Source organism: Citrobacter gillenii (assembly GCF_013337685.1).
GTDB classification, from domain to species: domain Bacteria; phylum Pseudomonadota; class Gammaproteobacteria; order Enterobacterales; family Enterobacteriaceae; genus Citrobacter; species Citrobacter gillenii.
Window position 1 is genome coordinate 440,303 of record NZ_SUQN01000006.1, and the last position, 21,805, is coordinate 462,107.

23 protein-coding genes and 1 pseudogene are annotated in these 21,805 nt (G+C 51.3%); 17 read left to right on the plus strand and 7 right to left on the minus strand.

What is annotated here, in order from left to right; translation table 11 throughout:
• Positions 1-82: 82 nt before the first annotated feature.
• The 5 genes from rng to mreB all read right to left on the minus strand — a co-directional run bounded on the left by rng (position 83) and on the right by mreB (position 4,762).
• Positions 83-1,552 (minus strand): ribonuclease G, encoded by a 1,470-nt coding sequence (gene rng / locus FCH32_RS16600; RefSeq protein WP_096755470.1) that lies wholly within the window; start codon positions 1,550-1,552, stop codon positions 83-85.
• Positions 1,542-2,135 (minus strand): Maf family protein, encoded by a 594-nt coding sequence (locus tag FCH32_RS16605; RefSeq protein WP_174361224.1) that lies wholly within the window; start codon positions 2,133-2,135, stop codon positions 1,542-1,544. The genes rng and FCH32_RS16605 overlap by 11 nt, the downstream gene beginning before the upstream one ends.
• 7 nt (positions 2,136-2,142) lie before the next feature.
• On the minus strand, positions 2,143-2,631 hold the full coding sequence (mreD, locus tag FCH32_RS16610) for a rod shape-determining protein MreD (protein ID WP_103928680.1): 489 nt from the start codon (positions 2,629-2,631) through the stop codon (positions 2,143-2,145).
• Positions 2,632-3,654, minus strand: coding sequence for a rod shape-determining protein MreC (mreC, locus tag FCH32_RS16615; protein WP_096755467.1), 1,023 nt, complete (start codon positions 3,652-3,654; stop codon positions 2,632-2,634). It lies immediately after the preceding gene.
• A 64-nt stretch (positions 3,655-3,718) separates the two neighbouring features.
• Positions 3,719-4,762 carry a rod shape-determining protein MreB gene (mreB, locus tag FCH32_RS16620; protein ID WP_034498906.1) on the minus strand — a complete coding sequence of 348 codons (1,044 nt, stop codon included), beginning with the start codon at positions 4,760-4,762 and terminating at the stop codon, positions 3,719-3,721.
• Here mreB and FCH32_RS16625 point away from each other — a divergent pair.
• A complete protein-coding gene (locus FCH32_RS16625) occupies positions 4,740-5,060 on the plus strand; it encodes a hypothetical protein (RefSeq protein WP_153880057.1) in 321 nt (106 codons plus the stop codon). The two genes, mreB and FCH32_RS16625, sit on opposite strands and share 23 nt — an antisense overlap.
• 8 nt (positions 5,061-5,068) lie before the next feature.
• On the opposite strand, the gene csrD is transcribed toward FCH32_RS16625, so the two are convergent.
• Positions 5,069-7,009, minus strand: coding sequence for an RNase E specificity factor CsrD (gene csrD, locus FCH32_RS16630; RefSeq protein WP_117342753.1), 1,941 nt, complete (start codon positions 7,007-7,009; stop codon positions 5,069-5,071).
• A 225-nt stretch (positions 7,010-7,234) separates the two neighbouring features.
• Between csrD and acuI the strand changes: the two genes are divergently transcribed.
• From acuI to FCH32_RS16700, 15 genes and pseudogenes are all read left to right on the plus strand, one after another.
• A complete protein-coding gene (gene acuI, locus FCH32_RS16635; protein WP_174361225.1) occupies positions 7,235-8,209 on the plus strand; it encodes an acrylyl-CoA reductase (NADPH) in 975 nt (324 codons plus the stop codon).
• Positions 8,210-8,286: 77 nt separating this feature from the next.
• Positions 8,287-9,288, plus strand: a complete 1,002-nt coding sequence (gene msrP, locus FCH32_RS16640) for a protein-methionine-sulfoxide reductase catalytic subunit MsrP (protein ID WP_117342755.1) — start codon at positions 8,287-8,289, stop codon at positions 9,286-9,288.
• On the plus strand, positions 9,289-9,888 hold the full coding sequence (gene msrQ / locus FCH32_RS16645; protein WP_117342756.1) for a protein-methionine-sulfoxide reductase heme-binding subunit MsrQ: 600 nt from the start codon (positions 9,289-9,291) through the stop codon (positions 9,886-9,888).
• A gap of 392 nt (positions 9,889-10,280) precedes the next feature.
• Entirely contained in the window at positions 10,281-10,751 is a 471-nt protein-coding gene (gene accB, locus FCH32_RS16650; RefSeq protein ID WP_135324123.1) for an acetyl-CoA carboxylase biotin carboxyl carrier protein, read from the plus strand.
• A gap of 10 nt (positions 10,752-10,761) precedes the next feature.
• Positions 10,762-12,111: an acetyl-CoA carboxylase biotin carboxylase subunit gene (gene accC / locus FCH32_RS16655; RefSeq protein ID WP_096755461.1), complete on the plus strand. Its 1,350-nt coding sequence runs from the start codon at positions 10,762-10,764 to the stop codon at positions 12,109-12,111.
• A gap of 107 nt (positions 12,112-12,218) precedes the next feature.
• Positions 12,219-12,461 (plus strand): YhdT family protein, encoded by a 243-nt coding sequence (locus FCH32_RS16660; RefSeq protein WP_096755460.1) that lies wholly within the window; start codon positions 12,219-12,221, stop codon positions 12,459-12,461.
• Positions 12,451-13,902: a sodium/pantothenate symporter gene (gene panF / locus FCH32_RS16665; RefSeq protein WP_115257352.1), complete on the plus strand. Its 1,452-nt coding sequence runs from the start codon at positions 12,451-12,453 to the stop codon at positions 13,900-13,902. Before FCH32_RS16660 ends, panF begins: the two co-directional genes overlap by 11 nt.
• Before the next feature lie 11 nt (positions 13,903-13,913).
• Complete coding sequence (gene prmA, locus FCH32_RS16670) at positions 13,914-14,795, plus strand: 50S ribosomal protein L11 methyltransferase (protein ID WP_174361226.1); 882 nt, start codon at positions 13,914-13,916, stop codon at positions 14,793-14,795.
• A gap of 138 nt (positions 14,796-14,933) precedes the next feature.
• Positions 14,934-15,674 carry a carbonic anhydrase gene (locus FCH32_RS16675; protein WP_135911309.1) on the plus strand — a complete coding sequence of 247 codons (741 nt, stop codon included), beginning with the start codon at positions 14,934-14,936 and terminating at the stop codon, positions 15,672-15,674.
• Between the two features lie 17 nt (positions 15,675-15,691).
• Positions 15,692-15,781 (plus strand): annotated as a pseudogene (gene prmA, locus FCH32_RS23255) (50S ribosomal protein L11 methyltransferase); the annotation flags it as partial.
• 138 nt (positions 15,782-15,919) lie between these two features.
• Complete coding sequence (locus tag FCH32_RS16680) at positions 15,920-16,699, plus strand: carbonic anhydrase (RefSeq protein ID WP_174361227.1); 780 nt, start codon at positions 15,920-15,922, stop codon at positions 16,697-16,699.
• A 298-nt stretch (positions 16,700-16,997) separates the two neighbouring features.
• Positions 16,998-17,963: a tRNA dihydrouridine synthase DusB gene (gene dusB, locus FCH32_RS16685; RefSeq protein ID WP_096755457.1), complete on the plus strand. Its 966-nt coding sequence runs from the start codon at positions 16,998-17,000 to the stop codon at positions 17,961-17,963.
• 25 nt (positions 17,964-17,988) lie between these two features.
• Positions 17,989-18,285 carry a DNA-binding transcriptional regulator Fis gene (gene fis, locus FCH32_RS16690; protein WP_000462905.1) on the plus strand — a complete coding sequence of 99 codons (297 nt, stop codon included), beginning with the start codon at positions 17,989-17,991 and terminating at the stop codon, positions 18,283-18,285.
• A gap of 87 nt (positions 18,286-18,372) precedes the next feature.
• Positions 18,373-19,257 carry an adenine-specific DNA-methyltransferase gene (yhdJ, locus tag FCH32_RS16695; RefSeq protein WP_135911307.1) on the plus strand — a complete coding sequence of 295 codons (885 nt, stop codon included), beginning with the start codon at positions 18,373-18,375 and terminating at the stop codon, positions 19,255-19,257.
• An 82-nt stretch (positions 19,258-19,339) separates the two neighbouring features.
• Entirely contained in the window at positions 19,340-19,504 is a 165-nt protein-coding gene (locus tag FCH32_RS16700) for a DUF2556 family protein (RefSeq protein WP_003025279.1), read from the plus strand.
• Positions 19,505-19,566: 62 nt separating this feature from the next.
• Here FCH32_RS16700 and envR read toward each other — a convergent pair whose 3' ends face one another.
• Positions 19,567-20,223 carry an acrEF/envCD operon transcriptional regulator gene (envR, locus tag FCH32_RS16705; RefSeq protein WP_096755455.1) on the minus strand — a complete coding sequence of 219 codons (657 nt, stop codon included), beginning with the start codon at positions 20,221-20,223 and terminating at the stop codon, positions 19,567-19,569.
• 413 nt (positions 20,224-20,636) lie between these two features.
• Here envR and FCH32_RS16710 point away from each other — a divergent pair, with 413 nt between their 5' ends.
• Positions 20,637-21,794, plus strand: coding sequence for an efflux RND transporter periplasmic adaptor subunit (locus tag FCH32_RS16710; RefSeq protein WP_115257348.1), 1,158 nt, complete (start codon positions 20,637-20,639; stop codon positions 21,792-21,794).
• The last annotated feature ends 11 nt before the right edge of the window (positions 21,795-21,805 follow it).

A 21,805-nucleotide genomic window follows, 5' to 3' on the forward strand; every position in this document is an offset into this window, starting at 1 on the left:
AATGTGACTCACAAAATCGTTTTGCCGGATGGCGGCGTGAACGCCTTATCCGGCCTACAAGGTATCGCCATCAGGTGGTTAACTACATCATAACGACGTCGAACTGCTCCTGGTTATAGAGCGGTTCGATTTGTACTTTAACCTGCTTACCGACAAAAATTTCCACTTCCGCCAGCGCGTGTGACTCTTCACCTTTCAGGGCTTCCGCCACGGCCGGAGAAGCATAGACCAGGAAACGATCGGAGTCGTAAGCATGATGGACACGCACGATCTCCCGCATAATTTCATAGCATACGGTTTCGACCGTTTTGACCGTACCGCGTCCGTGGCAGGTCGGGCACTCGTTGCATAGCACATGCTCGACGCTTTCACGCGTGCGCTTACGCGTCATCTCCACCAGCCCCAGCTGTGAAAAGCCGTTAATGCTGGTTTTAACGCGATCTTTACTCAGCGCCTGCTCCAGAGAGTGCAGCACCCGGCGGCGGTGATCTTCATTACTCATGTCGATAAAATCGATAATGATAATGCCGCCCAGGTTACGCAGACGCAGCTGACGCGCAATCGCCTGCGTAGCTTCAATATTGGTATTAAAGATGGTGTCATCGAGATTACGATGCCCAACGAACGCACCGGTATTGATATCCACGGTGGTCATGGCTTCGGTTTGATCGATAATCAAATAGCCACCGGATTTCAGCTCAACCTTGCGTTCCAGCGCACGCTGAATTTCATTTTCCACATCAAAGAGATCGAAAATGGGCTGTCGTCCACTGTAATGTTCCAGCTTGCTGGTCATCTCAGGGATGTATTCTGCTGTAAACTCCAGTAACGCTTCGTAGGTCAGACGGGAGTCCACGCGGATCCTGTCGAGCTGAGCATCAGCAAAATCACGCAACACGCGCTGCGCCAGCGCCAGCTCGCCGTACATCTGGTAACGGGTTTGCGGGCGCTTTTTGCGCTCCATGACTTTGGTCCAGACACGCTTGAGATACGCCGCATCTGAGGCCAGATCGTCCTCGCACACGCCTTCTGCAGCCGTGCGAATAATAAATCCACCCTGCTCATCGCAGTAATCCGCCACCACTTTTTTCAGGCGTTCACGCTCGGTTTCGCTTTCGATACGCTGGGAAACCCCAACGTGCGAAGCACCAGGCATAAAGACCAGGTAACGGGAAGGCAGCGTGATGTCTGTCGTCAGGCGAGCGCCCTTGGTGCCCAGCGGATCTTTGACCACCTGTACCATCAGGTCCTGGCCCTGACGAACCAGTTCGGAAATGTCGCGCACGGTGAACTGCTTCTGTTCTTCACCCGCTACGCATTCGGTGTGCGGCATGATGTCTGAAGCGTGAAGAAAAGCGGCTTTATCCAGCCCAATATCTACAAAAGCCGCCTGCATACCCGGAAGTACACGACTTACACGACCTTTGTAGATATTGCCTACGATTCCGCGTCGCGCCTCACGTTCAATATGAATTTCCTGCAGAATACCGCCATCAATGTACGCCACGCGTGTTTCCGAGGGCGTTACGTTTACCAACAATTCAGCCGTCATGTTTATCCCTTTTTTCACGCAGTGCGTTAAAATTGCTCAGCAACTCATACGTTTCTACCAGCGGTAAGCCGACCACGGCGTGATAGCTGCCATTTATCTTCCTGACAAAACAACCACCCAACCCTTGAATACCGTATGCACCTGCTTTATCCATCGGTTCACCGCTGGCAACATAGCCCGCGATGTCCCCATCTGTTAGTGCTCTGAACGTGACGTCCGTAACCACCAGGCAGTCCAGACTGTGCTGACGATCGGCTAATGCCACCGCCGTCATCACCTGATGTGTTTTGCCTGACAGCTTATGCAGCATTGCGGCCGCATGCGCGGCGTCGTGCGGTTTTTCCAGCACTTCGCCATTCAGGATGACAATGGTATCAGCCCCCAGCACCGGTAAATCTCGCGCAGCCAGCGCAACACCAGCCTGAGCCTTCTCACGCGCCAGGCGAACAACATACTGCTGCGCGCTCTCTTGCAGATGACGCTGTTCCTCAATCCCTGGAACCAGCCGTTCAAAGGTGACGCCAAGTTGGGTCAATAATTCCTGACGGCGTGGAGAACCTGAAGCCAGATACAGAGTATTCATATCAACCTTATTGCACCGCAAACTGCTGGCGGACTTTACGCATCAGTAAAAATAGCCATGGCCAAAGCACACCATTTACTACACTACTCCAGAACACTTCAGGTCTGAAAGAGACGTTGATCACTAAAAACTCGGCCCAGAAAACAATAATGTCCACGACCAGTGATAACAACATAACCACCAGCGCCTGTTGCCAGAGCGCCAGGTTACGGAATAGCTGGAATTTCAGCGCAACCAGGTAGGCAATGATACTCATCGACAAAGCCCGCACGCCAAGTGTGGAGCCGCTAATGAGATCCAGTATGGCACCCACCACAAATCCTGTGCCCACATTTACGCGATGCGGCAGTGCCAGGATCCAATACAACAAGATGAGCAGCACCCAGTTTGGCCGGTAAACAAGAATGTCGTCCGGCCAGGGCATGACTTGCAGTAAAAGTGCGATAAGGAACGAGAGCCAAATAACCCAACGCCCCTGACTACGATAGCTTGCCACTTACTGCCCTCCCGGCTTACGCGGAGAAGGTGCTGGCGGCGTTGTCGTTGCAGGCGTTGGCGTCACGCCAGTTGCTGGTGCAGGAACGGGCGCAGGCGGGCCCATCGCGTCCGGTGCAGGCAGGACCTGCGGCATCATTTGCATCAGACGCTCATTGGCTACGCGATGCACTTCTTCCGGCGTCATCGGATTGGCGCCATTACGATCCGCCCCCCACAACAGCAGCAGGTAACGCAGACGCTGTAACCCTGCCGTCGGACGCGCCTGAATCACGGTGTAAGCACGCTGAGTGTCCAGTTTAACGGAAGAGACCACGGCAACCGGATAGCCTTCAGGGAAGCGGCCGCCCAGACCGGAGGTTACCAGCACGTCGCCAACGCGAATGTCGGTATTGGCCGGCAGATGCTCGAGCTGCAGATCGTCCGTACAACCGTTACCGGCAGCAATCACGCGGATATCGTTACGCAATACCTGGATTGGCAGCGCATGGGTGGCATCACAAATCAGCAGCACGCGACTGGTCAGTTTCGCCACGGCAACAACCTGGCCCACAACGCCTTTGTCGCTGATGACCGGCTGCCCTTCATAGACACCGTTCACGCTACCCTTGTCGATAACTACCTGATCGCTGTAAGGGTCATTAACCGTTGAGATGACCTGAGTCACCATCTTTTGTTCATCCTGGCGCAGCGGCGATCCCAGCAGCTCGCGCAAGCGCGCGTTCTCCTGTTTATATTGCCCCAGCATCAGCAGTTCACTGTTTTTCAGCAGCAGTTCCTGACGCAGCGCCCGGTTTTCAAGTTCAAGTTGGTCACGCGAGGCCAGCGTTTGCGACACGCCATCGAGTAATTCACGGGGACCATTAGAAATAAAGTAGAAAGGACTGACGGCGGTATCCATGTATGTTCGGATTTGACTAAACATACCCAGGCGGCTGTCGGCAATAATAACGCCGAGCGCCACCAGCACCGCCAGAATAAGGCGAATCTGTAGCGACGGGCCACGGCTAAAAATTGGCTTCATAAGTTTGCGTATTCTCGTATCAGATTCGGCAGGGCAATCGGATGTTAACCCTGCCGGTATCCGATTACTCTTCGCTGAACAGGTCGCCGCCGTGCATATCGATCATTTCCAGCGCCTTGCCGCCGCCGCGCGCCACACAGGTCAGCGGATCTTCAGCAACAACGACTGGAATACCGGTCTCTTCCATTAACAGACGGTCAAGGTTACGCAGCAGTGCACCACCGCCGGTTAACACCATACCGCGCTCGGAGATGTCAGACGCCAGTTCTGGCGGACATTGTTCCAGGGCAACCATGACCGCGCTGACGATACCGGTCAGCGGTTCCTGCAGCGCTTCCAGAATCTCGTTAGAGTTCAGGGTAAAGCCACGTGGAACGCCTTCAGCCAGGTTACGGCCGCGCACTTCGATCTCAAGCACTTCGTCGCCCGGATAAGCCGATCCGATTTCATGTTTGATACGTTCAGCGGTCGCTTCGCCGATCAGGGAACCATAGTTACGACGCACATAATTAATGATGGCTTCATCGAAACGGTCACCACCGATACGTACGGAGGAGGAGTAAACGACGCCGTTCAGGGAGATAACAGCAACTTCAGTGGTACCACCACCGATATCCACAACCATAGAACCGGTTGCTTCGGAAACAGGTAGACCTGCGCCGATCGCTGCCGCCATCGGCTCTTCAATCAGGAATACTTCACGCGCACCGGCACCCTGAGCAGACTCACGAATAGCACGACGTTCAACCTGAGTTGCGCCAACCGGAACACACACCAGCACGCGCGGGCTTGGGCGCATAAAGCTATTGCTGTGCACTTGTTTGATAAAGTGCTGAAGCATTTTTTCAGTCACGAAGAAGTCAGCGATAACGCCGTCTTTCATTGGGCGAATTGCAGCAATGTTGCCCGGCGTACGACCCAGCATCTGCTTCGCATCATGACCTACTGCTGCCACGCTTTTCGGCGAACCGGCACGATCCTGTCGAATGGCCACAACAGAAGGCTCATTCAATACGATGCCTTGTCCTTTTACATAAATAAGGGTATTCGCGGTACCCAGGTCAATGGACAGGTCATTGGAAAACATGCCACGAAATTTTTTCAACATACTAAGGGATAATCCTGAAAGCTGGGGCGGAAAACAAAATCCGCTTACTTTACCAACCACACGCAGCAGCGACAAGGCGGAAAAATCATCTGCTACGGTGAAAATTAGTGCAGTTCGTTTCCTTTGTTACAAAACCGGCCTGAGTCCATCAGGGCTGAAAAAATCAGCAGCACTCCTCGCTTTTGTTTGCAACCTGTCAAAGGTCATTCACCTGCATGTTTGCTGTTACATTCTGGCGAGCAGACAAGCACACCCCCAGAAGGCACAACGCGCGTTATTCTACGTGAAAACAAATTAAACGGCAGGTTAAACCGAGTATCTTTGCGAATATTTTTTCACGTTTGTGTCAAGTGGCTGTGATGCGGCAAAAAAATCCCCTTGCCCACCCGCGACTCCACGTTCTGTCAGCGTACGCCACTCACTACGCGAACGAACGCCAGTGGCATACACCTGCGTTGGCGTGCCTGAGCAGGCCTCCACCAGGCTCTGAACCAACAGCTGGTTCTCCGTACGTTTATCAATGTTTCTCACCAGACTTGGATGAAGCTTCAAGAGCTCGACATTGAGTTCTTTAATCCAACTGGTACTCACCAGCGTCAACCCCGCCTGCGTCACGGCAATGCGGACACCCAGCGCATCCATCAAACGGATAACGGGCTGTAACCGGCTGATGTGTTGACAAACATCTGCCTCAGCAAGTTCAATAATTATGCGTTTTCGCAGCGATTTTTCGCACTGCATCAAGGTATCACGCAGCCAACGCTGAAAACGCGGTCGAATAAGTGACTCTACCGTCGTCTGGATCGCCAGACTTTCCTGCGGCCAATATCCCAATAACAAGATCAGACGGCTAATCTGCAAACGGTCATATTCTTCCGCCAGGCCAAATTGCAGCACCATCGGCATATATTCCGCCGAGATAACCTCTTCACTGCCATCAAAAATGCGGCACATTAATTCCCGATGGTGTACTCGTCCTTCATGGGTGACCGCGGGTTTCTGATAGAGCCTTGGACCGCCCCGACTGAGCATCTGCTCAATGAGCGTGCGCCAGCGTACATTACCCCGACCTTTTTCCGGCAGCGAGTCATCATAAACTGACCAACTGTTCCCGCCCTGTAATACCGAGTTCCGGGTTGCCGCTTCAGCGTGCTCCATCACCTGTTCAGCGGACTGGCCGCTGCGACAGACGCAAATGCCAATATGAATCATATCGGCACGATCAATTTTTTTGTTAGTCGGAAGGGCATCGACCGCTTTTAATAACTGCCCAGCGATGCTTTCCGCCTCTTTCAAGGTGCGGTGCGGCAGCAGGATGGCAAAATCGCTACGGTGGTAGCGCGCCAACAGCGCCCCAGGATAACGCGCAATAAAGGTCGATAATAAATTGACCAGCGCCGAGATTTGTTCTTCCGCAAGATCCCCCCCCCAGCTGTCGCGCAAAAGCGTAAAGTCCGGCAAACGCACCATCATTACCACGCCGTGGGCGCCCACTTTCTCCTGATCTTCCAGCAGCGTCGCCAGTTGATTGTCAAAAAACAGACGATTGCTGAGCCCGGTTTTTGTATCCTGCGCCACATACGATCGGATAAGCGTATCCAGCCTGCTGCGCTGCTCGCGAGCGCTTTGAATTTCGGTGAGCAGCATATCGAGCGCACTGCTGGTGCGCGCCGGCCATTCATACACGGTTCCCCGCACGTTCGGCCCACGTTCACCGTTAAGGATCCGCGTGGAACGAATCTCCAACAGTTCCTGCCCGGAAAGCTGGCGCTGTAACCAGCGCACCGACAAAAATAACATCAGGATAATAAAACCAATCGATAACGTGAGCGGTGCGGTGGTCATCAGCGAATGGAAATAATTGCCCATCGGATCCTGATACACCAGGCGCAGCGACATCCCCGGATGCTTGAGCAAAGGGACGGTGATCTCACGGTACAGATTGTTTGTTCCCGCCGGGCGATAACTGCTGGTGCGGGAATGGCTATAAACCTTGCTTTCCCCCTGCAGCAGCTCAACGCGAACGATATCAACCGACACCATCAGCTCGTCTATTTGCGGCGTTAAGGTGACAAAATCTTTAGAGACCAGGTGCGTGTCGATCGCCGTCGCGACGGCATGGACACGACTAGTGAACTTATATTGGATCGCATTGTAGAAACTCAGCGAGCAGCCGATCAGCGTCACGAAGATCGTTAACCCTGTGAGCAAAGTCACAAAAGCTGAAAATTTCGTCGTTAATCGCATCCTTGTGTTAACTCCGACAGTTATGAATTAGGCATGAAAATGGAAAAGCGACACGAAAATGCAAAAATGAACGCGAAATCCGTCAATTTACATAAATAGTGTGGGCATACTACCAAATCAGGTATATCTGGCAATTTATTGCGCAGAATCGGCATCATGTTTTGATTAACGAGTATAGTCTTCATCATTCATTTTCCAATCCACTATATGAATTGAGGACAGGTTATGCAGGCTTTGATCTTAGAACAGCAGGACGGTAAAACCCTCGCATCCGTTCAACCCCTCGACGAAAATCAGCTACCGGAAGGCGATGTGACGGTGGATGTTCACTGGTCGAGCCTGAACTATAAAGATGCCCTGGCCATCACCGGCAAGGGAAAAATTATCCGTAATTTTCCGATGATTCCTGGTATCGATTTCGCCGGTACCGTTCGCCACAGTGAAGATCCCCGTTTTCACGCTGGTCAGGAGGTGTTGCTGACCGGTTGGGGCGTGGGCGAAAACCATTGGGGCGGACTGTCCGAACGGGCTCGTGTAAAAGGTGACTGGCTGGTTGCGCTACCAAATGGACTGAGTAGCCGCAATGCGATGATCATCGGCACTGCCGGTTTTACCGCCATGCTGTGCGTGATGGCGCTTGAAGATGCCGGTATCCGCCCGCAAGACGGCGAGATTGTTGTCACCGGCGCCAGCGGTGGTGTCGGCAGTACTGCCGTTGCGTTACTGCATAAGTTGGGGTATCAGGTTGCAGCGGTATCCGGTCGTGAAAGCACGCACGACTATCTGCGTAGTCTGGGCGCCAACCGAATCCTCGGTCGTGATGAATTTGCAGAAACTCGCCCGCTGGAAAAACAGCTGTGGGCAGGCGCCATTGATACCGTTGGCGACAAAGTGCTGGCAAAAATTCTCGCACAGATGAACTACGGAGGCTGCGTCGCTGCCTGTGGTCTGGCAGGTGGTTTTGCACTGCCCACCACGGTGATGCCATTCATTTTGCGCAATGTGCGCCTACAAGGTGTTGATTCCGTTATGACGCCAGCGGCGCGCCGTGCTCAGGCCTGGCAACGTCTGGTCACTGACCTGCCGGAATCTTTCTACGCTCAGGCCGCAACTGAAATTACGCTCGCCGACGCGCCGAAGCTTGCTGACGCCATCATTAATAATCAGGTGCAGGGCCGCACGCTGGTGAAAATCGCATAATCTGCAATTTTTCGTGATAAATTCGCGATAAGCCTTTGCCTCCGTCATGCTTAGCAAAACGCATGACGGAGGATGATATGAAATCCAAAAAACTGACGGAAACCGACGTAACGGCAGAATCTGTTTTTATGCTGCAACGTCGCCAGGTATTGAAAGCGCTGGGCATCAGTGCGACAGCCCTTTCCCTCTCTCCCAACGCCCAGGCCGATCTGCTAAGTTGGTTTAAAGGCAATGACCGACCGCCCGCACCCGCCGGAAAACCGCTTGATTTCACGAAACCTGCCGCCTGGCAAAATACATTGCCGTTAACGCCGGAAGATAAAGTCACCGGCTACAACAACTTCTATGAGTTCGGTCTCGATAAAGCAGACCCGGCGGCCAACGCGGGCAGTTTAAAAACCGATCCGTGGACGCTGAAAATTAGTGGCGAAGTGGCAAAGCCATTAACCCTCGATCACGATGCGTTGACCACCCGCTTCCCGCTGGAGGAACGCATTTATCGCATGCGCTGTGTAGAAGCCTGGTCCATGGTCGTGCCGTGGATTGGCTTTCCTTTACATAAGCTGCTGGCACTGGTTGAACCCACCAGCAATGCGAAATATGTGGCGTTCGAAACGCTCTACGCACCGGATGATATGCCGGGACAGAAAGATCGCTTTATTGGCGGAGGGCTGAAATACCCCTACGTTGAAGGTTTACGCCTTGATGAAGCCATGCACCCGCTCACGCTGCTCACCGTGGGCGTTTATGGCAAAGCGCTTCCCCCGCAGAATGGCGCCCCTATCCGATTAACCGTACCGTGGAAATACGGTTTTAAAGGAATTAAGTCGATAGTCAGCATTAAGCTGACGCGCGATCGCCCGCCGACCACCTGGAATATGGCGGCGCCTAATGAATATGGGTTTTATGCCAATGTTAACCCCGGCGTCGATCACCCCCGCTGGTCACAAGCCACAGAACGTTTTATTGGCGCAGGCGGTATCCTCGACGTACAGCGTCAACCTACGCTGCTGTTTAACGGCTATGCCGATGAGGTCGCTTCGCTGTATCACGGCCTTAACTTGAGGGAGAATTTTTAAGTGCGTCTGACGGCAAAACACATCACCTGGCTGAAAGTTTGCCTGCATCTTGCCGGCTTTTTACCTTTTGTCTGGCTCTTTTGGGCCATTAATAATGGCGAATTAAGCGCCGATCCGGTCAAGGACATTCAACACTTTACCGGTAGGACGGCTCTGAAATTCTTGTTGGCAACCTTGCTGGTCTCGCCGCTGGCGCGCTACGCTAAGCAGCCACTCTTAATACGCACTCGCCGCCTGTTAGGACTCTGGTGTTTTGCCTGGGCCACCTTGCATTTAACCAGTTATGCGCTGCTGGAGCTGGGCATTAACAACCTGAGTCTGTTGGGTCGAGAGCTAACGACACGGCCTTATCTGATGCTGGGAATCATCAGTTGGACTTTATTATTTGCCCTCACACTCACCTCCACCCAGGCTGCGCAGCGGAAACTGGGAAAACGCTGGCAACTTTTACACAACTTCGTCTATCTTGTGGCGATCCTGGCCCCCGTGCATTACCTGTGGTCGGTGAAGATTTTATCCCCGCAACCAATCATTTATGCCGCGCTCGCCGTCGTGCTTTTAGCCTGCCGTTATAAGAAGTTCCGCCAGTGGTGGCGGTAGTTTCGGGATATGTGCAGTGCGTTGCAAAACACAGACGAACCCACGTTCTTTACATGCAGGCGGTTGATTATCTTCCCTGATAAGACCAGTATTTAGCTGCCAATTGCTACGAAATGGTTATAATGTGCGACCTTGCTTTCCCTGGAGGCGTTTTTACAGCGCGGAAAGGGTGACAATCGGGTATTGAAGGTATATTTTGTCTTTTACCCGAAAATGGCAGAAGATAGCCACACAATGACTGGTAAGTTTTGATATCTCGTTTAATGGCTGCAGCACGCAGTGCAACGCCAGAGAGGGGTGGCATATTGTCACCAACAGTTATTCAAATGCTATACAGACGGCGATAAAACGCCTGTCACAATTTCACTAAACAAAGAGTACGGAACCCACTCATGGATATTCGTAAGATTAAAAAACTGATCGAGCTGGTTGAAGAATCAGGCATCTCCGAACTGGAAATTTCTGAAGGCGAAGAGTCTGTACGCATCAGCCGCGCAGCGCCAAATGCAGGTTTCCCGATGATGCAACAGGCTTATGCTGCACCAATGATGCAACAACCTGCTCTGTCTAACGCTGTTGCGCAAACTGCAGCGCCAAGCATGGAAGCCCCTGCTGCAGCGGAAATCAGTGGTCACATCGTACGTTCCCCGATGGTTGGTACTTTCTACCGCACCCCGGGCCCTGACGCTAAACCGTTTATCGAAGTGGGCCAGAAAGTGAATGCGGGCGATACCCTTTGCATCGTTGAAGCCATGAAAATGATGAACCAGATCGAAGCCGATAAATCCGGCGTGGTAAAAGCGATTCTGGTAGAAAGTGGTCAACCGGTAGAATTTGACGAGCCGCTGGTCGTCATCGAGTAACGAGGCGAACATGTTGGATAAAATCGTTATCGCCAACCGTGGCGAGATTGCCCTGCGTATTCTTCGTGCCTGTAAAGAACTGGGCATCAAGACCGTCGCTGTACACTCAAGCGCGGATCGCGATCTAAAACACGTATTACTGGCAGATGAAACGGTCTGTATTGGCCCGGCTCCGTCTGTTAAAAGCTATCTGAATATCCCGGCAATCATCAGCGCCGCTGAAATCACTGGCGCGGTCGCTATTCACCCGGGTTACGGCTTCCTGTCTGAAAACGCCAACTTTGCTGAGCAGGTAGAACGCTCTGGCTTTATCTTCATCGGCCCGAAAGCCGACACCATCCGCCTGATGGGCGACAAAGTGTCTGCAATTACTGCCATGAAGAAAGCAGGTGTACCGACCGTTCCAGGTTCTGACGGCCCACTGGGCGACGATATGGACGCAAACCGCGCCCATGCCAAGCGCATCGGCTATCCGGTCATCATCAAAGCCTCCGGCGGTGGCGGCGGTCGCGGTATGCGTGTTGTACGCGGCGACGCTGAACTGGCTCAATCCATTTCCATGACCAAAGCTGAAGCGAAAGCCGCTTTCAACAATGACATGGTTTACATGGAAAAATACCTGGAGAACCCACGCCACATCGAAATTCAGGTGTTGGCTGACGGTCAGGGCAACGCAATCTATCTGGCAGAACGTGACTGCTCCATGCAGCGCCGTCACCAGAAAGTGGTCGAAGAAGCACCAGCACCGGGCATTACCCCGGAACTGCGTCGTTACATCGGCGAACGTTGCTCCAAAGCCTGTGTAGATATCGGCTACCGTGGAGCGGGTACTTTCGAGTTCCTGTTCGAGAACGGCGAGTTCTATTTCATTGAAATGAACACCCGTATCCAGGTAGAGCATCCAGTTACCGAAATGATCACCGGCGTTGATCTGATCAAAGAGCAGCTGCGTATCGCTGCGGGTCAGCCGCTGTCCATTACGCAGGATGAAGTTGTGGTTAAAGGCCATGCGGTAGAATGCCGTATCAACGCCGAAGACCCGAACACCTTCCTGCCAAGCCCGGGTAAAATCACGCGTTTCCACGCGCCGGGTGGTTTTGGTGTGCGCTGGGAGTCTCATATTTACGCGGGTTACACCGTACCGCCTTACTATGACTCCATGATCGGCAAACTTATTTGTTATGGCGAAAACCGTGACGTGGCGATTGCCCGCATGAAAAACGCCTTGCAGGAACTGATCATCGACGGGATCAAAACCAACGTCGATCTGCAGATCCGCATCATGAATGACGAGCACTTCCAGCGTGGTGGTTCCAATATCCACTACCTGGAGAAGAAACTCGGACTTCAGGAAAAGTAAGTACGCATTAACTGCAAAGGCCGGATCCTCCGGCCTTTTGTTTTTCTCCCCTCCGGCACGTCCCATAAGGTACAATCCCCGCTTTCTTTATCCACAAGGGACAAAAAATGGACGCTCGTTTTGTTCAGGCCCATAAAGAGGCGCGCTGGGCGCTGTGGCTGACCCTTTTCTATCTTGCTACATGGTTAGTAGCCGCTTACTTACCAGACTCCACGCTGGGCTTTACTGGCTTACCACACTGGTTCGAAATGGCCTGCTTGCTAACCCCGCTGGTTTTCATTGTTCTGTGCTGGGCGATGGTGAAATTTATCTATCGCGATATTCCTCTGGAGGATGACGATGCAGCTTGAAGTGATTTTGCCGCTTGTCGCCTATCTGGTAGTGGTGTTTGGTCTCTCTGTGTACGCGATGAGAAAGAGAACAACCGGCACGTTCCTGAATGAATATTTCCTCGGCAGCCGCTCAATGGGCGGGGTCGTTTTAGCCATGACGCTGACCGCAACATACATCAGCGCAAGCTCGTTTATTGGTGGCCCGGGGGCCGCGTATAAATACGGGCTGGGATGGGTGCTGTTGGCGATGATCCAACTGCCGGCCGTCTGGTTGTCACTGGGTATTCTTGGCAAGAAATTTGCGATTCTGGCGCGACGCTACAACGCCGTCACCCTTAACGATATGCTGTTTGCCCGCTATCAGAGCCGTTTGCTGGTCTGGCTGGCGAGCCTCAGCCTGTTGGTAGCTTTCGTTGGCGCGATGACAGTGCAATTCATCGGCGGCGCACGTTTGCTGGAAACCGCTGCGGGTATTCCATACGAAACAGGTCTGCTGATCTTTGGTATCAGTATTGCGTTATACACCGCATTCGGTGGATTTCGTGCCAGCGTGCTCAATGACACCATGCAGGGCATGGTGATGCTAGTTGGGACCATTGTTCTGCTTGTGGGTGTGGTCCACGCAGCGGGCGGCCTCAGCAACGCGGTGGAGACGCTGCAAACAATCGATCCGAAACTGGTGACCCCACAAGGCGCTGATGACATTCTGTCCCCAACCTTTATGACTTCGTTCTGGGTTCTGGTGTGCTTTGGCGTGATTGGCCTGCCGCATACCGCCGTGCGCTGTATCTCTTATAAGGACAGTAAAGCGGTCCATCGTGGGATGATTATCGGCACGATTGTGGTGGCAATCCTGATGTTTGGTATGCACCTGGCGGGTGCATTAGGACGCGCGGTGCTCCCTGACCTGACGGTACCTGATCTGGTTATCCCCACCTTGATGGTAAAAGTCCTGCCACCGATTGCCGCGGGGATCTTCCTTGCCGCACCGATGGCGGCGATCATGTCGACGATCAACGCCCAATTGCTGCAAAGTTCCGCTACGATCATTAAAGATCTCTACCTGAATCTGCGCCCGGAACAGCTGAAAAATGAAACCCGCCTGAAGCGCATGTCGGCGGTGATCACCCTGTTATTGGGGGCGTTGTTGTTGCTGGCCGCGTGGAAACCACCAGAGATGATCATCTGGCTCAACCTGCTGGCGTTTGGCGGGCTGGAAGCGGTATTCCTGTGGCCGCTGGTGCTGGGCCTGTACTGGGAGCGAGCGAACGCAGCGGGCGCACTGAGCGCCATGATTGTCGGCGGTGTGCTGTATGCCATACTCGCTACCTTTAACATTCAGTACCTGGGCTTCCATCCAATTGTGCCCTCGTTGCTGCTAAGTTTGCTGGCTTTCCTGGTCGGAAACCGTTTTGGTTCTGCCGCCCCGCAAGCCGCCATATTGACTACTGATAAATAAAGAGTTTTGCCATGCCATGGATCCAACTGAAACTGAACACCACCGGTGCTAATGCAGAAGAGTTGAGCGATGCGCTGATGGAAGCGGGTGCCGTTTCTATCACCTTCCAGGACACGCATGATACGCCGGTGTTTGAACCACTGCCGGGCGAAACCCGTCTTTGGGGTGACACCGATGTAACGGGTCTGTTCGATGCAGAAACCGACATGAAAGAAGTGGTTGCCCTTCTGGAACAGCATCCGCTGCTCAGTGCGGGGTTTGTGCATAAAATTGAACAGCTTGAAGATAAAGACTGGGAGCGTGAATGGATGGATAACTTCCACCCAATGCGCTTTGGCGAACGTCTGTGGATTTGCCCAAGCTGGCGCGATGTGCCGGATGAGAACGCCGTCAACGTGATGCTGGACCCAGGTCTGGCGTTTGGTACCGGCACTCACCCAACCACCTCTTTGTGTCTGCAATGGCTGGATGGCCTCGATCTGAACGGAAAGACGGTGATCGACTTTGGTTGCGGTTCCGGCATTCTGGCTATTGCAGCACTCAAATTAGGTGCAGCCAAAGCCATTGGTGTAGACATCGATCCGCAAGCCATTCAGGCAAGCCGCGATAATGCGCAGCGTAATGGCGTTTCTGACCGCCTGGAACTGTACCTGCCACAGGATCAGCCAGAAGCCATGAAAGCCGACGTGGTGGTTGCCAACATCCTTGCTGGCCCATTGCGTGAACTGGCACCGTTAATCAGCGTGTTGCCAGTTGAGGGCGGCTTACTGGGCCTTTCCGGTATTCTTGCCAGCCAGGCGGACAGCGTCTGCGAAGCCTACGCCGATCTCTTTACGCTCGATCCGGTGATCGAGAAAGAAGAGTGGTGCCGCATTACTGGCAGGAAAAAATAAACTCCCCTCGTGGCCTCTTCGCAGGCCACGTCTTTCCCGTTTTTTGTACATCCCGCACAACGTCCCTGCGCTAGAATATTTGTTTAACTCATTGAAGTTAAAAACAAATAAATACTAACCATTCACTGGACGAATTGTATGAAAACAACTTTTGGTAAGGCGGCGCTGTTGGCGCTAAGCATCATGCCCGCAACAGTTTTTGCATCTCACTGGAGCTATGAAGGAGAAGGCTCTCCTGAACACTGGGGCGCGCTCAGCGAGGAGTACAAAACTTGCCAGGCCGGAATGAACCAATCCCCCATCAACATTGACACAACGCTTACAGCTCATCTCCCACCGCTTACCATTCACTATACCGATGGACCGGCCACGCTCATCAACAATGGCCATACCATTCAGGCGGGTCTAAAGACCTCGACCAAAGATAGCGTTACCATTGATGGAATACCATTCATCCTCCAACAGTTCCATTTTCACGCCCCCAGCGAAAATACCGTTCATGGCAAACATTACGCCATGGAGGCACATCTGGTGCACAAAGATGCAAAAGGTGATGTTGCCGTCGTCGCAGTCATGTTTGATATCGGGGCAGAAAACGCAGAGCTAAATAAACTGTGGGCAACAATGCCCGAACAAGCTGAGCAGGACGTCAGAGTAACCTCGCAGATGGATCTTAATGCACTGCTGCCCATCGATAAGACTTACTGGCGCTTTAGCGGTTCTCTGACAACCCCTCCCTGCACCGAAGGCGTAACCTGGATTATCCTGAAACACCCGATGACGCTTTCAGAAGTACAGCTTAAAAAATTCACTCAGACTATGCATCACAACAACAACCGGCCAGAACAACCGCTCAATGGCCGCGTGATCGTGGAGTAATCCTCAGAACCCGCTCAGAAGGCGTCTGCGAAGACTACGCCGATCTCTTTACACTCGATCCAGTACTCGAAAAAGAAGAGTGGTGCCGCATTACCGGTCAAAAAAAATCTTTACGGCGTAGTTCTCTGGCTGCGCCATTTTCAGACAATACACCAGCCAGTAATCCCCCACCCCAACGCTAAAATGCTCAACATAGTCATTTGATTTTATTTGTTTTTAAACACAGACATTTACCGGGTGAATATATGTATCTAATCCGTGTTAGAACAACGCTGCTGCTGGCATGCATCATGTCCTTTTCAGTGCAGGCATCGTCATGGGGATATAGCATCGGAGATACCTCCCCTGAACATTGGGGGGAAATCAACAACGAGTATAAAAGTTGCCAGACCGGGGTAAATCAATCCCCTATCAATATTCAGCCCACCGATACCAGCAAACTTGGGCTCCCTATACTCACCATGCAGTACACCGATAGCCCAGTAAGGTTCCAGAGCATCAATCATACGCTTCAGGCGACGATGAACAGCTATACCCCTGATACCCTCAACATTGACAATCAGCTTTACTATTTAAAGCAATTGGATTTTCACGCACCGAGTGAACACACCATCGAGGGGAAACACTACGCGATGGAGCTCCAGCTGCTCCACAAAAATCAGCAAGGTGATACCGTTATTGTGGCTGTCATGTTTGATGTTGACGAACCGAATCAAGCCATTAAAAATTTGTGGGAATCCTTTCCAACCATGGAAGGTAGCAACATGCCCATCTTCTCACCGGTCAACATCAACCAACTTTTGCCCGACAATAAAGCCTACTGGCGCTACAGCGGCTCATTGACGATTCCGCCATGTAGTGAAAACGTTATCTGGATTGTCCTGAAAACGCCAATGTCCCTCTCAACCGAACAGCTTGAAAATTTCAGGTACATCGTAGGACATATGAACAACCGTCCACTGCAACCACTGAATGGTCGCGAGGTTGAGGATAGCCAATCAGGCAACACCGAGATCCTGTACTAAAATGAGGTGACGATCACACAATGTCCCGATAATTTGCTGATTAATTCAGCAGATTATCTTGCCAGTATCTCCAGGCGATGAAGAAAAAATGAGAAGTTACGCAAAATTATATGCGTATATAAAACAGACACATTTTTATAATCCAATGATTTATATAATTAATTATTTTCATCCGTTCACATTTACGGCAATTCATTGATCCACCTCAGTGGATTGGTCAAAGTTTGGCCTTTCATCTCGTGCAAAAAATGCGTAATATACGCCGCCTTGCAGTCACAGTATGGTCATTTCTTAACTCATGCGTATCGGACAATATCAGCTCAGAAATCGCCTGATCGCAGCACCTATGGCTGGCATCACTGACAGACCATTCAGGACGCTGTGCTATGAGATGGGAGCAGGATTGACGGTATCCGAGATGATGTCTTCTAACCCGCAGGTTTGGGAAAGTGATAAGTCTCGTTTACGGATGGTGCACGTTGATGAACCAGGAATTCGCACGGTGCAAATTGCCGGTAGCGACCCTGTTGAAATGGCCGATGCCGCACGTATTAACGTGGAAAGCGGCGCCCAAATTATTGATATCAATATGGGGTGTCCGGCTAAAAAAGTGAATCGCAAGCTTGCAGGTTCAGCCCTCTTGCAGTACCCGGATTTAGTGAAATCGATACTAACCGAGGTCGTCAATGCAGTGGACGTTCCTGTCACTCTCAAGATTCGCACCGGCTGGGCTCCGGAACACCGTAACTGCGTAGAGATTGCCCAACTGGCTGAAGACTGTGGCATTCAGGCTCTGACCATTCATGGACGCACCCGCGCCTGTTTGTTCAATGGAGATGCTGAGTACGACAGTATTCGGGCAGTTAAGCAGAAAGTTTCCATTCCGATTATCGCGAATGGCGACATTACTGACCCGCATAAAGCCAGAGCTGTGTTCGACTATACGGGGGCTGATGCCCTGATGATAGGCCGTGCAGCTCAGGGAAGACCCTGGATCTTTCGGGAAATCCAGCATTATCTGGACACTGGGGAGCTGCTACCCCCCCTGCCTCTGGCAGAGGTGAAGCGCTTGCTTTGTGCGCACGTTCGGGAACTGCACGACTTTTATGGTCAGGCAAAAGGGTACCGAATTGCGCGTAAACACGTATCCTGGTATCTCCAGGAACACGCTCCAAATGACCAGTTTCGGCGCACATTCAACGCCATTGAAGATTCCAGCGAACAGCTGGCGGCGTTGGAGGCATACTTCGAAAATTTTGCGTAAACAGAAATAAAGAGCTGACAGAACTATGTTCGAACAACGCGTAAATTCTGACGTACTGACCGTTTCTACCGTTAACTCTCAGGATCAGGTAACTCAAAAACCCCTGCGTGACTCGGTTAAACAGGCACTGAAGAACTATTTTGCTCAACTGAATGGTCAGGATGTTAATGATCTCTATGAGCTGGTACTGGCTGAAGTAGAACAGCCCCTGTTGGACATGGTGATGCAATACACCCGCGGTAACCAGACCCGTGCTGCCCTGATGATGGGCATCAACCGTGGTACGCTGCGTAAAAAACTGAAAAAATACGGCATGAACTGATACTAATCAGTTAAATGTTTGTTTTAAAAGGCGCTACTCGGCATGGGGAAGCGCCTTTTTTATAAGCATCATAAGGAGGCTTTGACGATGAACGCAGGATGTGAACCCGTCTATTTTGGCGATGAATCGAAAAAGATAATCCACGGTGATGCGCTGACCGAACTGAAAAAACTGCCGTCTACAAGCGTCGACCTCATTTTTGCTGACCCACCTTATAACATCGGCAAAGATTTTGACGGGCTCGTAGAATCCTGGGACGAAGAGACCTTTCTGGCATGGTTGTTTGAGTGTATTGATGAATGCCATCGAATACTCACGCCGCAGGGTACCATGTACATCATGAACAGTACGGAGAACATGCCGTATATCGACCTCAAATGTCGCCAGCTTTTCACCATCAAAAGCCGCATCGTGTGGTCCTATGATAGCTCGGGAGTCCAGGCCAAAAACTTCTTTGGCTCAATGTATGAGCCTATCTTGATGATGGTCAAAGACTCGAAAAGCTATACCTTTAATCGTGATGACGTTCTGGTTGAGGCTAAAACGGGCGCCAAGCGCGCGCTAATCGATTACCGAAAGAACCCACCTCAGCCGTACAATCATCAAAAGGTGCCCGGTAACGTCTGGGATTTTCCCCGCGTACGCTATCTGATGGATGAGTACGAAAACCATCCGACCCAAAAACCTCAGGCGCTGTTAGAACGCATTATTCTCGCGTCCTCCAACCCGGGTGAGATTGTGTTAGATCCGTTCGCAGGAAGCTTCACCACGGGCGCGACGGCAGTGGCGTTGAATCGCAGATTTATCGGTATCGAAGTCAATGATGAATACGTAAAAATGGGGCTTAGAAGACTGAGCATTAGCTCCCACTTTTCAGAAAATGACCTTGCAAAGGTCAAAAAGCGAAAGACAAAAAACCTGTCTAAAAAGAGCCGATTAGCTGAAAAGAACAACGTAATTTCAACAAAGTAAAAGCATTGTAAGTCTGCTTTTCAGCATAGAGATTTCGTGTATATTCCCTGCACGCTTGGGTATGAATACACAGGATTTGGTAATGATTCGCAAGTATTGGTGGCTGGTTGTTTTTGCTGTCTTTGTTTTTCTTTTTGATGCCCTACTCATACAGTGGATTGAGTTAATGACAACAGAGCATGATAAGTGCCGGAATATGAACTCGGTGAATCCCCTCAAGCTGGTCAACTGCGTCGACCTTGAATAACGCATCCGCTAACGCGTGTTTCCAGCCGTCATGCCATGGCGGCTGACTGCGATCAGCCGAAACTACCCTACCTGATTTTCGCGCTCAACAAATTGCATCACACAGCCATCGGGACTTAGCATTTTTAATACGTTATCGACTAATACTGGCGCCTGTTCATAAAGATCATAACTGACTGGATTCATTAACCAGTTTTTTATTATCCCACTAAAGCTCCCGTGTAAAATAATCAGGATAACGTCTAAATCCAGACTGGTAGCGATAAGATTTTCATCCATACATTTCTGTAATGAATCACGTATTCTTTGATGGCAAAGGCCTATTTTATCGCGAATATCCTGTTCCGATATCATATCGTTATGGAATTCACATTTATGATATAAAATTTGCATTAATGCCTGCTGGCGAGGGATTTTTGCAATATATTGCAAACCCACGACTAATTTCTCCCGTAGCCTCTGTAGCGGATTGTCACCCCAACGTCCGATGAGTTGGTCCTGAATAAGATCGCGCAAGGGAGGTTGCTGCAGCCAAAGCTCATTAAACAGTTGACTCTTATTGTCGAAATGCCAATAGATTGCACCTCGCGTCACGTTAGCGGCATCCGCTATGTCATTAAGCGTTGTATTGCCGACACCCCGTGCCGCAAACTGTACAATCGCCGTTTCAATCAGATGCTGGCGCGTTTTGAGGGCATCAGCTTTCGTTTTTCTCGCCATGGTTCGAATGCCTGAGACAGAGTAGGGAATGATAAACTTTCTTATCTAATATTTACTGTACGGAATTAATGTATCACTTAGCCTTTATTTAGACGAGTTCTAAAATATTTCATTACATACACTCAGCACAAATAAACAATGTGAATAAAATGAAAAAACACATTCACCAATGCAATACCTATTTCTATATGTGTTAATGCAAGTCATAACATGACTAATCTTCGCTTAATGAAAGGGCAGTTGTTTCTTCTTTTTTTGTTTTTATGTGCCGTGGATTACGCCGCAAAATAAGTATTGCTTACATCGCAAGCTAATTATTTGTAGGATAGCTAACTATTATTTTTTATTTGTGCGCGTTATCACCTGCCATTACTCCGGTAAATAACGAGCCTTCGGTTCTTTAAGGAATAGAAATGACGAAAACTGCCAGGTTCTCGCTCCTGCCCTCATTCATCATCATCTCCGCTGCATTACTCGCCGGCTGTAACGATCAAGGAGAAACACAGGCACATCCCACCGAGCCACAGGTGACAGTCCATGTTGTTGAGTCAGCCCCCTTAGCCGTGACGACCGAATTACCCGGGCGTACAAGCGCATTTCGCATTGCAGAAGTACGCCCTCAGGTCAGCGGGATTGTACTTAAACGGAATTTCACCGAAGGCAGTGATGTTGAAGCTGGCCAGTCGCTTTACCAGATCGATCCCGCGACCTATCAGGCTGACTATGACAGCGCTAAAGGTGAACTGGCAAAAAGCGAAGCCGCGGCAGCAATCGCGCACTTAACGGTAAAACGCTATGTTCCACTGGTCGGAACAAAATATATCAGCCAGCAAGAATACGATCAGGCTATTGCTGACGCACGTCAGGCCGATGCCTCCGTTATTGCCGCCAAAGCGGCTGTCGAAAGCGCGCGTATTAACCTTGCCTACACCAAAGTGACATCACCAATTAGCGGACGCATCGGTAAATCTAGCGTCACCGAGGGCGCGCTGGTCACTAATGGTCAGGCTACAGCGCTCGCTACCGTGCAACAGCTCGATCCGATTTACGTCGATGTGACGCAGTCCAGTAACGACTTTATGCGCCTCAAACAGTCTATTGCACAAGGCAGTCTGCATAAAGACAACACCAGCAGCACCGTCGAACTGGTGATGGAAAATGGCCAGTCATACCCGCTGAAAGGCACGTTGCAATTTTCTGACGTGACGGTTGATGAAAGCACTGGGTCAATCACTCTCCGAGCCGTATTCCCTAACCCGCAGCACACTCTGCTACCCGGTATGTTTGTGCGCGCACGTGTTGATGAAGGCGTTCAACCCAATGCCATCCTCGTTCCACAGCAGGGCGTGACGCGTACGCCGCGCGGCGATGCCACCGTGATGGTCGTTAACGACAAGAGCCAGGCTGAAACTCGCCCAGTCGTCGCCGTGCAAGCTATTGGCGACAAGTGGCTGATTAGCGAAGGCTTACAGTCGGGTGACAAAGTCATCGTAAGTGGTTTACAGAAAGCGCGCCCTGGCGTGCAGGTTAAAGCCACCACCGATGTCCCTGCAGCGACTGCGGCGCAATAAGGTAACAGGAC